Genomic DNA, 12,650 nt, shown 5'->3' on the forward strand with positions numbered 1-12,650 from the left:
CGATCACCCGTGTGAGGGGTCGTCCTGTCCCCTTTTGGGGCAGATCGCTACCCATAAGGATTAATGTCAGCCCGGAACGCCGCGGCGCGGGCCCTCGTTGGCCTACCGTCGCCCGGTGATGAGCAGGCAGGAGAGCCCCACGCAGAGCACCGGCGCGCACCGCAAGCACCGCGCGCCGGCCGGACGGGAGCGGAGCGGCCGGGACAGCGGACGCGGGACCACCGGTGACACCGGCTCCGCGACCGCCACCGCGCGCGCCCCGTTCCCGGACGCCGGCCACGGCAGGGAGCAGGGCGCCCGGAGCCGCGACCGGCGCCCGCAGGGCACGCTGCCCATGCAGCCGCCGGCCCACTACGAGCCGTATCTCGACGGCCTGTTCACGTACTGCCTGTCCGTCCTGTGCGAGCACGACGCCGCCGCGTCGGCCCTCGGCGAGGTGCTGGCGCTGGCCGAGCGCCAGCGGGCCAAGCTGCGCGATCCGGCGCTGCGGCCCCCCTGGCTGTACGCGCTGGCCCGCTGGGCCTGCCTGCGGCGGCTCGCCGCCGGCCCGCCCGCCGTACCGCCCGCCTCGGACGCGGTGGCCGAGCAGCGCCGGGCCCAACTGGCCGCGCTGGCCTGGCCCGAGGCGGCCGGCACCACCCCCGAGCAGCGCGAGGCGCTCGAACTCGCGGTGCGCCACCAGTTGTCGGCCCGCGAGGTCGCCCATGTGCTCGGCCTCGACCCGGAAGCGGCCCGCGCGCTGCTGGCCCAGGCCGCCTGCGCGGTGGAGCGCACCCGTACGGCGCTGGCGGTGGTGGACACCGGGCGCTGCCCGGCCCTCGTCCGACTCGCCGGAGACGCCCGGGTCCTGCTCGGCCCGGCGCTGCGCGACGAGTTGGTGCGGCACGTGGACGACTGCGGGGCGTGTCGGCGCACGGCCGAGCGGGTGGTGGCGGCCGGCCCCTGGCCGGGGGCGGCCGGCCCGTCGGACACCGCCGACGCGACCGCGGTGCTCGCCCTGGTCGAGGCGCCCCGCTCGGCGGCGTACGCGGCGCAGCTGTACGCGATGGACGCCGGCCTCGGCCGGACCCGCGACGCCACGCCCCGCTTCGACCGGCGCGGTTTTCCGCTCGGCCTCAAGGACCGGGCCGCCCGGCGGGCGCGGCTGCGGCACCGGGCGGTGACCGGCACCGTGGTGGCGGCGGTGATCGCCGCGCCCGTGCTCGCCCTGTGGGCCGCCTACCACGCCGCGCCGCTCGGAGAGGGCCAGGCCTCGGACCGCGCCACCAGCGAGCCGGACGGGCTCGACGGCGTGTCCTACGAGAGAGCGGGCGGTTCGGGGGCGGCGCGGCGCGGGACGGGCCTCGGGGGCGGGTCGGGCGCGCCCGGCCTCAGCCTTCCCACGGCCACCACGGTCGCCGTGTCCTCGCCCCCCGCGCCGCCGCCCGCCGACGGCTCCGGATATGTGACGGTCGCCGCCCACGCGGGGACGGGGCGCACCGTGGTCGTCCTCACCGCGGTGGGCGACGAGCCGGTGCGGTGGCAGGCGTCCACCTCGGCCTACTGGCTGCGGCTGTCGGACCGGGGCGGCAGTCTCCAGCCCGGACAGTCGGTCACCGTGGCGATCACCGCGGACCGCTCCCTCGAACCCGAGGGCTCCTGGGACGCCCGGATCGGCTTCACCCCGGGCCACGCGACGGTCATCCTGCACGGTTCGTCCACCCGGTCCGTCCCGCCCCCGGTCCCGGCCTCCCCGGCCCCCGCGCCGACGACCCCGGCCCCGGTCCCCACCACACCCAAGCCCGCACCGCCGCCGCCCACCGCGAGCCCTACCCCCACCCCGAGCGACTCCCCGTCGCCGCCACCGTCCTCGCCACCGCCGCCCACCACCCCCGCGCCCACCGCCGGCTGATCGCCGTAACCACTCCCGGGTCGTATCCGCAGGCGAAAGCAGGACACGCGGGCCGTAAGCCGCAGCCCCCGCTCATGCGGCGAGCGCAGATCCGCCACCGGAACTGGCCGCGTGGGAAGCCGCAGGGGTAGGAAAGGGACCGGCCGGGCGCCCAAGGGCCGCGGCGCCGGCCGCCTACGCCTTCAGGGGGCATCGTGAGGACGATTCGTTCAGCACGGGCAGGACGTTCAGCAGGTTCGGCACGTTCCACCGCCAGCGCGGCCGGCTTAGCCGCCGCGTCCGTACTGCTCGGCCTGACCGCCGGGCCGGCCCGGGCCGACACGCCCGCCTACGCGATCCAGGATCTCGGCACCCTCGGCGGCACTTCCAGCCTCGCCGTCGCGGTCGACCACGACACGGTGGTCGGCAACTCCCAGCTCACCGGCAACACCACCACCCACGCCTTCGCCTACGACCGCCGCACCCAGCAGATCGAGGACCTCGGCACCCTCGGCGGCCCGAGCAGCACGGCCGTCGCGGTGCACGGCCGCTATGTCATCGGGAACTCCCCGACCGCCACCGGCGCGAGCCACGGCTTCGTCTACGACCTGCGCCAGCACACCCTGACCGACATCGGCACCCTCGGCGGCAGCACCAGCACCGTCGGCGAGCTGAGCGGGAACATTCTCGTGGGCAGTTCGAGCCTGGCGGGCGACACCCTCACCCACGGCTTCGTCTACAACGTCAGAACCCACCGGATGAAGGACATCGGCTCCCTCGCCGGACCGACCGGCGGCAGCGGCGCCGGCGAGATCCTCCAGGACCGCTATGTCGTCGGCAACTCCACCGTGACCGGCCAGCCCTCGACCGTGCTGCACGGCTATGTCTACGACCTGCGGACGCGCACCTTCACCGACATCGGCACGCACGGCGCCGCGAGCAGCACGGTCAACGACGCGGCCGGCCACACCGTCGTCGGGACCTACCCGCTGGGCGGCGGCAACTTCGGCGGCACCCACGGCTTCGCGTACAACGTGCGGACCGGGGCGTGGACCGACCTCGGCACGAATCTGTTCGTGCACCCGCTGGTCGGCGGGCACACCGTCGTCGGGTCGGACAGCATGGTCGGCTGGGCGTACGACCTGAAGACCAACACCCAGGCCCTGGTCGGCGGGATCGGCGTCACCGAGCCCAAGGCGATCAGCGGGAATCTCGTCGTCGGCAACTACTACGCAGCCAACTCCTTCGGCTTCGCCTACCGCGCCGACACCGGCACCCTCACCAAGCTCCCGTCACTGGGCGGCCTCAACTCCCAGGCGGTCGGGACCGACCACGCGGGCGAGATCGTCGGCCAGGCGGCCACCACGCCGCCGGACATCTTCACCGCGAACGGCGCCTACCACGCGGCGTTGTGGACCCCGCAGCCCTGACCCCCGGGACCGCGCCGCCGGCCGTTCAGGCCACCGGGTCTGCCGGGTGGGGAGCCACCAGCGGCAGGCCCGGTGCGGCCACCCGCGCGTCGCACAGGCCGACCAGCTGCTCGTACGCGGCCGGGCCCATCAGCTCGGTCAGCTCCGGCTTGTAGGACACATAGACGGGTTCGCCGGCGCCGTGCGCGGACGTCGCCGAGGTGCACCACCAGTGCAGGTCGTGGCCGCCCGGCCCCCAGCCGCGCCGGTCGTACTCCCCGATCGAGACGACCAGCACGCGGCTGTCGTCCGGCCGGTCCACCCAGTCGAAGGTGCGGCGGATCGGCAGCTGCCAGCAGACGTCCGGCTTGGTCTCCAGCGGCTCGCGCCCCTCGCGCAGGGCCAGCGCGTGCAGCGCGCAGCCCTGGCCGCCGGGGAATCCGGCCCGGTTGGCGAAGACGCAGGCGCCGTCGACGACCCGGGTCTGCCGCTCGCCGTCCTCGTTCTCCTCGGCCCAGTAGCCGTCGTCCCCGGCGCCGAAGGGGTGGAACTGCCAGGTCTCCGGGGTGAGCCGCGCCACATGGGAGGCGACCCGCTTCTCGTCGTCGTCATCGGCGAAGTGCGCGCCCAGCGAACAGCAGCCCTCGGCGCCGTGCCCGGCGACGATGCCCTGGCAGCCGCTGCCGAAGATGCACGTCCAGCGCGAGGTGAGCCAGGTCAGGTCGCAGCGGAAGACCTGCTCCTCGTCGGCCGGGTCCATGAACTCCACCCAGGCCCGCGGGAAGTCCAGCTCCGCCTCGTCCGGCGCGCGCTCGCCGTCACCGCCGCCATTGCCCCTGCTTCTGCCGCCGCCCTTACGGGTCTTCGCCTTCGCCACGCGCCCAAGCGTATGCCGTACGACCGGAATGCGCGGAATGCCACAACGGGACTCGTATACGCCGGTCGTCCGCCCGGCGAACGCGGGGCCGCTCGCGCTAGCGTCAGCCCATGCGACTCGGAGTGCTCGATGTGGGATCCAACACCGTCCATCTGCTGGTGATGGACGCGCATCCGGGCGCGCGCCCGCTCCCCGCCTACTCGCACAAGGCGGAACTGCGGCTGGGCGAGCTGCTCGACGCGCGGGGCGCGATCAGCGAGGCGGGCGTCGACCGGCTGGTGACCACGGTGGCCGACGCGGTCCGGGTCGCCGAGGACAAGGGCGTCGAGGACGTGCTGCCGTTCGCCACCTCGGCGGTGCGGGAGGCGGCCAACGGCGAGGAGGTGCTGGCCCGGGTCGAGCGGGAGACCGGGGTACGGCTGACCGTGCTGTCCGGCGAGGACGAGTCCCGGCTGACCTTCCTGGCGGTACGCCGCTGGTACGGCTGGTCGGCCGGCCGCCTGCTGGTGCTGGACATCGGCGGCGGCTCGCTGGAGGTCGGCTTCGGCATGGACGAGTACCCGGCCGCGGCGGTGTCGCTGCCGCTGGGCGCCGGCCGGCTGACCGTCGCCCGGCTGCCCGGCGATCCGCCCTCCCACCACGACGTGCGCGCCCTGCGCCGCCATGTCCGGGCCGAAATCGCCCGTACGGTCGCGGACTTCGCCCGGCTGGGCCGCCCGGACCTGACGGTCGGCACCTCGAAGACGTTCCGCCAGCTGGCCAGGATCGCGGGCGCGGCCCGCAGCGCGGAGGGGCTCTACGTCCAGCGCACGCTGCGGCGCTCCGCGCTGGAGGAATGGGTGCCGAAGCTGTCCGCCATGACCGCGGCCCGCCGGGCGGCCCTCCCGGGCGTCTCCGAGGGCCGCGCCCGCCAGCTTCTCGCGGGCGCGCTGGTCGCCGAGGGGGCGATGGATCTCTTCGGCGTCGAAGAGCTGGAGGTCTGCCCGTGGGCGCTGCGGGAGGGCGTCATCCTCCGCAAGCTCGACGTCATGGTCACCGAGCCGTCGAAGGCGGTGGCCGAGCCGGACACGGTGGCCGAACGCGGCACGTCCGTCACGGCGGTCGCCCACGGCAGGCGCCGCCCCACGCCGTGACGGGGCCCGCCCGGGGTGCTGGGTCCCGGCCGCGTCCGGACCTCCCGCCCGGTGGGCGCCTTGTCGCGCAGTTCCCCGCGCCCCTTTTTCCGCTCGGGGCGGTGGGTTGCGGTCGTGTCCGGATCTTCTGTCCGGCGGTGGGCTGGTCGCGCAGTTCCTCGCGCCCCTGACGGGGCGGATGTCTCTGCGGAGGCGGACCCGCCCCAAGGGGGCGCGGGGAACTGCGCGGGCAACCGGTCACCGGCCGGTGGTCCGGTGACGGGGCGCGGCAGCCGGTCGGGTCGGTGGCCCCGCGGGGTCGCGGCCCCGCAGGGGCGCGGGGAACTGCGCGAGTAACCCGCCACCGGGCAGAAGGTCCGGAAACAACCCCAACCCACCACCCCAGGTGGAAGGGGCGCGGGGAACTGCGCGACAAGCCACCCACCGGCCGGTGGGGCGGGTACGACCGCGGCCCACCGCCCCGGGTGGAAGGGGCGCGGGGAACTGCGCGAGAAGCCACCCACCGGCCGGTGGGGCGGGTTCGGGCGCACCCCGCGTCCCCGGTGGCAAAAGGATCGCGCGCCCCGGGGCGCCACCCGGAGCCTGACCGGTGGGACCGCCCGTAGGGCACCGTACGCTGTGAGGCGTGGCTCGACGACGGGATTCCCAGCGACGTGGCGGCACGGCGGACGCCGGCCGCGACGCCTGCGTGCCGGACGTCAAGGTCGCCCTGTCCACCGCCTCGGTCTACCCGGAGTCGACCGCCACCGCCTTCGAGATCGCCGCCCGGCTCGGCTACGACGGCGTCGAGGTGATGGTGTGGACCGACCCGGTCAGCCAGGACGTCGACGCGCTGCGGCGCCTCTCGGACTACCACGGCATCCCGATCCTCGCCGTGCACGCCCCCTGCCTGCTGATCACGCAGCGCGTGTGGTCCACCGACCCCTGGGTCAAGCTCCAGCGCGCCAAGAAGGCCGCCGACCTGCTCGGCGCCTCCACCGTGGTGGTGCACCCCCCGTTCCGCTGGCAGCGCGGCTACGCCCGGGACTTCGTGGCCGGCATCTGGCGGATGGCCGACGAGACCGACGTACGGTTCGCCGTCGAGAACATGTACCCCTGGCGCTACCGCGACCGCGAAATGCTCGCCTACGCCCCCGACTGGGACGTCTCCCAGGACGACTACCGCCACTTCACCGTGGACCTGTCCCACACCGCCACCTCGCGGGTGGAGGCGCTGGCCATGGTGCGCCGGATGGGTGACCGGCTCGCCCATGTGCACCTCGCGGACGGCGTCGGCTCGGCGAAGGACGAGCACCTGGTGCCGGGGCGCGGCAATCAGCCGTGCGCCGAGCTGCTGGGGTCCCTGGCCGGCTCCGGGTTCACCGGCCATATCGTGGTCGAGGTCAACACCCGGCGGGCGATGTCCGCGGCCGAGCGGGAGACCGACCTGGCCGAGGCGCTGGCCTTCACCCGGCTGCACCTGGCCGCCGCCGCCGCGAAGGTCAGCCGCTGAGCCCCGCCGGACCGGTCCCCACCTCCGGCACCGCATAGCACGTACGTCCCCCCTCGTCCCGTATCGCGGACCGTATGTCCGAATCCTGGGCGACCGGCGTACCCTCGTCAGCACGCCGCGGGGCGGCCGGTGGAACGAACCGCCCGGCACCGATCAGCAAGGATCAGCCCCGGCGGCGAGCCGATTCGCGAGTGAACCCAAGGGAGTGGACACCGTGCCCGAGCTGAGGTCACGTACGGTCACCCACGGCCGGAACATGGCGGGCGCCCGCGCGCTGATGCGCGCCTCCGGCGTCGCCGACGCCGACATCGGCAAGCCGATCGTCGCGGTCGCCAACAGCTTCACCGAGTTCGTACCCGGGCACACCCACCTCCAGCCGGTCGGCCGGATCGTCTCCGAGGCGATCTCGGCCGCGGGCGCGGTGCCCCGCGAGTTCAACACCATCGCGGTGGACGACGGCATCGCCATGGGCCACGGCGGCATGCTCTACTCCCTGCCGTCCCGGGACCTGATCGCCGACTCGGTGGAGTACATGGTCGAGGCGCACTGCGCCGACGCCCTGATCTGCATCTCCAACTGCGACAAGATCACCCCCGGCATGCTGATGGCGGCCCTGCGGCTGAACATCCCGACCGTCTTCGTCTCCGGCGGCCCGATGGAGGCCGGCCAGGCGACCCTGGTCGACGGCACGGTCCGCAAGCTGGACCTGATCAACGCGATCTCCGACGCGGTGAACGAGAACGTGTCCGACGCGGACATCCTCCGTATCGAGGAGAACGCCTGCCCCACCTGCGGTTCGTGTTCCGGCATGTTCACCGCCAACTCGATGAACTGCCTCACCGAGGCGATCGGCCTGGCGCTGCCCGGCAACGGCTCGGTGCTCGCCACCCACACCGCGCGCAAGGCCCTCTACCAGCGGGCCGGCGCCACCGTGGTGGACCTGGCCAAGCGCTACTACGAGCAGGACGACGCGACGGTGCTGCCGCGCGCCATCGCCACCACGGCCGCCTTCGAGAACGCCATGGCCCTGGACATCTCGATGGGCGGCTCCACCAACACGATCCTGCACCTGCTGGCCGCCGCCCAGGAGGCCGAGCTGGACTACGGCCTCACCCAGATGGACGAGGTCTCCCGGCGGGTCCCCTGCCTGGCCAAGGTGGCGCCGAATGTCGCGCCCGGCGGTACGTACTACATGGAGGACGTGCACCGGGCCGGCGGCATCCCGGCGATCCTCGGTGAGCTCTACCGGGGCGGGCTGCTCAACGAGGACGTGCACACCGTCCACTCGGCCTCGGTCAAGGACTGGCTGGAGACCTGGGACGTCCGCGGCGGCTCACCCTCCGCGGAGGCGGTGGAGCTGTTCCACGCCGCGCCCGGGTGTGTCCGCTCCGCGCTGGCCTTCTCGCAGTCCGAGCGCTGGGAGACCCTCGACACCGACGCGGCCGGCGGCTGCATCCGTGACGTCGCCCACGCCTACTCCGCCGACGGCGGCCTCGCGGTGCTGCGCGGCAATCTGGCGGTGGACGGCGCGGTGGTCAAGACCGCGGGGGTCGACGAGTCGATCTGGACCTTCGAGGGCCCGGCCGTGGTGTGCGAGTCCCAGGAGGAGGCCGTCGACAAGATCCTCCGCAAGGAGGTCACCCCCGGTGATGTCGTCGTCATCCGCTACGAGGGCCCGCGCGGCGGCCCCGGTATGCAGGAGATGCTCTACCCCACGTCCTTCCTGAAGGGCCGCGGCCTCGGCAAGTCCTGCGCCCTGATCACCGACGGCCGCTTCTCCGGCGGCACCTCGGGCCTGTCCATCGGCCACGCCTCTCCGGAGGCGGCCTCGGGCGGCACCATCGCGCTGGTCGAGGACGGCGACCGCATCCGGATCGACATCCCCAACCGCACGATGGAACTCCTCGTTCCCCAGGAGACCCTCGACACCCGCCGCGCCGCGCTGAACGGCGTCTACGCCCCGAAGAACCGCGAGCGCAAGGTCTCGGCCTCGCTGCGCGCCTACGCGGCGATGGCCACCAGCGCGGACAAGGGCGCGGTGCGCGACGTCAGCAAGCTCGAAGGCTGATTTTTCCTCAGTCTTTCCGTCGGTCTTTCCGTTGACGGCCCGCCCCCGCCCCTTCCGGCGCGGGGGCGGGCCGTCGCCGCGCCCGGGGCCCCGGCGGCGGTGAACGGCCGCCGGCCGACACCCCGCCGGGCTCCTCGCCGGCCGCCCCGGAGGGATAGGGTGGAGCCTTCCCGAGACCAGCCCCGGAGGTGACTGTCCGGTGTCCGACAGCTTCGTCCACCTGCACAATCACACGCAGTTCTCGCTCCTCGACGGCGCCCAGAAACTGCCCATCCTCTTCAAGAAGATCGAGGAGGAGGGCATGCCGGCGGTCGCCATGAGCGACCACGGCAACATGTTCGGCGCGTACGAGTTCTACCAGGTGGCGAAGAAGACCCCGGTCAAGCCGATCATCGGGATCGAGGCCTATCTGGCCCCCGAGTCGCGCCGCTACAAGAAGCCCGTCTTCTGGGGCCCCGGCGGTCAGCGGGCCGTCTCCGACGACGGCGAGGGCAAGGACGTCAGCGGCGGCGGCCGGTTCACCCACATGACGATGTGGGCCGAGAACGCCACCGGGCTGCGCAACCTCTTCCGGCTGTCCTCGCTCGCCTCCTTCGAGGGCTACTACAGCAAGCCCCGGATGGACAAGGAGCTGATCTCCGAGCACGCCGGCGGCATCATCGCCACCACCGGCTGCCCCTCCGGCGAGGTCCAGACCCGGCTGCGTCTCAACCAGGAGGACGAGGCGCTGAAGGCGGCCGCCGAATACCAGGAGATCTTCGGGAAGGAAAACTACTTCCTGGAGCTGATGGACCACGGCCTCGACCTGGAGCGCAACGTCCGCGAGGGCCTGATGCGCATCGCCAAGCAGCTGAACATCCCGCTGCTGGCCACCAACGACTCGCACTACGTGCACGAGAGCGAAGCCGACTCCCACGACACCCTGCTGTGCATCGGCGTGGGCAAGAACAAGGACGACCCGAACCGCTTCCGCTTCAACGGCACCGGCTACTACATCAAGACCGCCGCCGAGATGCGCGAGCTGTTCGCCGAGCTGCCCGAGGCGTGCGACAACACCCTGCTGGTCGCCGAGCGGATCCAGTCCTACGACGAGGTCTTCGGCGAAGTCGACCAGATGCCGCAGTTCGACGTCCCCGAGGGCGAGACCCAGGAGTCGTGGCTGCGCAAGGAGTGCATGCGCGGGCTGGAGCGGCGCTACGGCTCGCCGATCCCGGCCGAGGTGATGGAGCGCTTCGAGATCGAGATGAAGGTCATCGGTCCGATGGGCTTCTCCTCGTACTTCCTCGTCGTCGCCGACATCTGCAAGTACGCGCGGGACAACGGCGTGCCGGTCGGCCCCGGCCGCGGATCGGCGACCGGATCGCTGGTCGCGTACGCCACCCGGATCACCGAGCTGGACCCGCTGGAGCACGGGCTGCTGTTCGAGCGGTTCCTGAACCCCGAGCGGATCAGCCCGCCCGATGTCGACCTCGACTTCGACGACCGCCAGCGCGACCGGATGGTCCGCTATGTCACCGAGAAGTACGGCGAGGAGTACACCGCCCAGGTCAACACCTTCGGCACCATCAAGGCCAAGGCCGCCATCAAGGACTCCTCCCGGGTCCTGGGCTACCCCTTCTCGATGGGCGACCGGATCACCAAGGCGCTGCCGCCCGACGTGATGGGCAAGGGCATCCCGCTCGACGGCATCTTCGACCCCGGCCACCCCCGCTACGGCGAGGCGGGCGAGGTCCGGCAGATGTACGACAACGAGCCGGACGTCAAGAAGGTCATCGACACCGCCAAGGGCATCGAGGGCCTGGTCCGCACCACCGGCGTGCACGCCTGCGCGGTCATCCTCTCCAAGACCCCCCTGCTCGACTTGATCCCGCTGCACAAGCGGGACAAGGACGGCGTGATCATCACCGGATTCGACTACCCCAGTTGCGAATCCATGGGCATGATCAAGATGGACTTCCTGGGTCTGCGCAACCTGGGCATCATCGATCACGCGATCAAGGTCATCAAGGACAACCGCGGCATCGAACTGTCCACCGAGAGCATGCCGTTGGACGACGTCAAGACCTATGAACTGCTGGCCCGCGGCGACACCCTGGGCGTCTTCCAGCTCGACGGCGGCCCGATGCGGCAGCTGCTGAGGCTGATGGAGCCCACCCGGTTCGAGGACATCGCCGCCGTACTGGCGCTCTACCGTCCCGGCCCGATGGCGGCCAACGCGCACACCAACTACGCGCACCGCAAGAACGGCCGGCAGGCCATCGAGCCGATCCACCCCGAACTCAAGGACCCGCTGGAGCCGATCCTCGGCACCACCTTCCATCTGCTGGTCTACCAAGAGCAGATCATGGCCATCGCCCGCCAGCTGGCCGGTTACACCCTCGGCGGCGCCGATGTGCTGCGCCGCGCGATGGGCAAGAAGAAGCCGGCCGAACTGGCCGCGCAGTGGCAGAAGTTCCACGACGGAATGCTCGGGAACGACTACTCCGAGGAGTCCATCAAGGCGCTGTGGGACGTCATGCTGCCGTTCTCCGGCTACGCGTTCAACAAGTCGCACACCGCCGGCTACGGACTGGTGTCCTACTGGACCGCGTATCTCAAGGCCAACTACCCGGCCGAGTACATGTCCGCGCTGCTCACCTCGGTGGACGACGACAAGGACAAGGCGGCGGTCTATCTGGCCGACGCCCGCAAGATGGGCATCCGGGTGCTGGCGCCGGATGTGAACGAGTCGGTGGCGGACTTCACCGCCGTCGGCGAGGACGTGCGGTTCGGGCTGAAGTCGGTGCGCAATGTGGGCACCGGCGTCATCGACTCGCTGGTGGGGACGCGCAAGTCCAAGGGCAAGTACACCTCGTTCGCCGACTTCCTGCAGAAGTCCGAGATCAACGCGCTCAACAAGCGCGCGGTGGAATCCCTCATCAAGGCCGGCGCGTTCGACTCCCTCGGCCACACCCGGATGGGCCTGTCGGCCGCCCACGACGTGGCGATCGACGCGGTGATCCCGGTGAAGAAGGCGGAGGCCTACGGCCAGGACGACCTGTTCGGCTCGCTCGACGACGGCGGCGGTGACGCCGAGGCCAGCTTCGGCCTCGATGTGGCCATCGGGGAGACCGAGTGGCCGCGCAAGCAACTCCTCACCATCGAGCGGGAGATGCTCGGCCTGTATGTCTCCGCGCACCCGCTGGACGGCGCCGAGCACATCCTGGCGCGCAACCGCAGCACCTCCATCGCGGACCTGATCGCCTCCGGCCAGACCCAGGGCGTGGTGAAACTCTCCGGGTTGATCACCGGCGTCGAGCGCCGGATGACCAAACAGGGCAACGCCTGGGCGATCGTCTACCTCTCCGACCGTGACGCCTCGATCGAGGTGTGCTTCTTCCCCGCGTCCTACCAGCTCGTCCAGCACGCGCTGATCGAGGACAGCGTGGTCGCGGTCACCGGGCGGATCAACGACCGTGACGGCTCCATCAACATCGCCGGCCAGGAACTCCTCGAACTCGACATCTCCTCAGCCGAGTTCGGCGGCAAACCCCCGGTCCAGCTCTTCATGCGCGCCCACAAGGTCAATCCCCCCGCGATCAGCGAACTCCGCCGCATCCTCGCCGCCCACCCCGGCGAAAGCCCGGTCCGCGTCCGCGTCCAGGGCCGCGAGAAGACCACCGTCTACGAGCTGGGTTTCCTCGTCAACCACGAGACGATCGCCTCGGAGATCAAGGGCAGCTTCGGCCTGGAGACATGGCTGGGCGTGGCCTAGCCGGCGCCCGGCCTGACCGGCAGCGGCCCCTGGGGTCCGCTGCCGGC

General features: G+C 72.0%; 7 protein-coding genes. 6 read left to right on the top strand and 1 reads right to left on the bottom strand.

What is annotated here, in order from left to right; translation table 11 throughout:
* Window positions 1–118 precede the first annotated feature (118 nt).
* Entirely contained in the window at window positions 119–1,891 is a 1,773-nt protein-coding gene (locus ACFO3J_RS35750; protein ID WP_386439007.1) for a BACON domain-containing protein, read from the top strand.
* A gap of 194 nt (window positions 1,892–2,085) precedes the next feature.
* Window positions 2,086–3,300 carry a hypothetical protein gene (locus ACFO3J_RS35755; protein ID WP_386439010.1) on the top strand — a complete coding sequence of 405 codons (1,215 nt, stop codon included), beginning with the start codon at window positions 2,086–2,088 and terminating at the stop codon, window positions 3,298–3,300.
* Between the two features lie 25 nt (window positions 3,301–3,325).
* On the opposite strand, the gene ACFO3J_RS35760 is transcribed toward ACFO3J_RS35755, so the two are convergent.
* On the bottom strand, window positions 3,326–4,039 hold the full coding sequence (locus ACFO3J_RS35760) for a hypothetical protein (RefSeq protein WP_386439064.1): 714 nt from the start codon (window positions 4,037–4,039) through the stop codon (window positions 3,326–3,328).
* A 227-nt stretch (window positions 4,040–4,266) separates the two neighbouring features.
* Between ACFO3J_RS35760 and ACFO3J_RS35765 the strand changes: the two genes are divergently transcribed.
* From ACFO3J_RS35765 to dnaE, 4 genes are all read left to right on the top strand, one after another.
* Window positions 4,267–5,289, top strand: coding sequence for a Ppx/GppA phosphatase family protein (locus ACFO3J_RS35765; RefSeq protein ID WP_386439013.1), 1,023 nt, complete (start codon window positions 4,267–4,269; stop codon window positions 5,287–5,289).
* 688 nt (window positions 5,290–5,977) lie between these two features.
* Window positions 5,978–6,781 (top strand): sugar phosphate isomerase/epimerase family protein, encoded by an 804-nt coding sequence (locus ACFO3J_RS35770; RefSeq protein WP_386439067.1) that lies wholly within the window; start codon window positions 5,978–5,980, stop codon window positions 6,779–6,781.
* A gap of 214 nt (window positions 6,782–6,995) precedes the next feature.
* Entirely contained in the window at window positions 6,996–8,849 is a 1,854-nt protein-coding gene (gene ilvD, locus ACFO3J_RS35775) for a dihydroxy-acid dehydratase (RefSeq protein ID WP_386439015.1), read from the top strand.
* A 199-nt stretch (window positions 8,850–9,048) separates the two neighbouring features.
* Window positions 9,049–12,603: a DNA polymerase III subunit alpha gene (gene dnaE / locus ACFO3J_RS35780; protein WP_386439017.1), complete on the top strand. Its 3,555-nt coding sequence runs from the start codon at window positions 9,049–9,051 to the stop codon at window positions 12,601–12,603.
* Window positions 12,604–12,650 lie beyond the last annotated feature (47 nt).

Origin of the sequence: Streptomyces polygonati (assembly GCF_042650325.1) — a bacterium.
Lineage (GTDB): Bacteria > Actinomycetota > Actinomycetes > Streptomycetales > Streptomycetaceae > Actinacidiphila > Actinacidiphila polygonati.

What these genes read in the sequence shown, in the direction of transcription:
- ACFO3J_RS35760 (WP_386439064.1), bottom strand. Translation starts at nt 4,039, where the DNA reads ATGGACCCGGCCGACGAGGAGCAGGTCTTCCGCTGCGACCTGACCTGG.
- ACFO3J_RS35750 (WP_386439007.1), top strand. Translation starts at nt 119, where the DNA reads ATGAGCAGGCAGGAGAGCCCCACGCAGAGCACCGGCGCGCACCGCAAG.
- ACFO3J_RS35765 (WP_386439013.1), top strand. Translation starts at nt 4,267, where the DNA reads ATGCGACTCGGAGTGCTCGATGTGGGATCCAACACCGTCCATCTGCTG.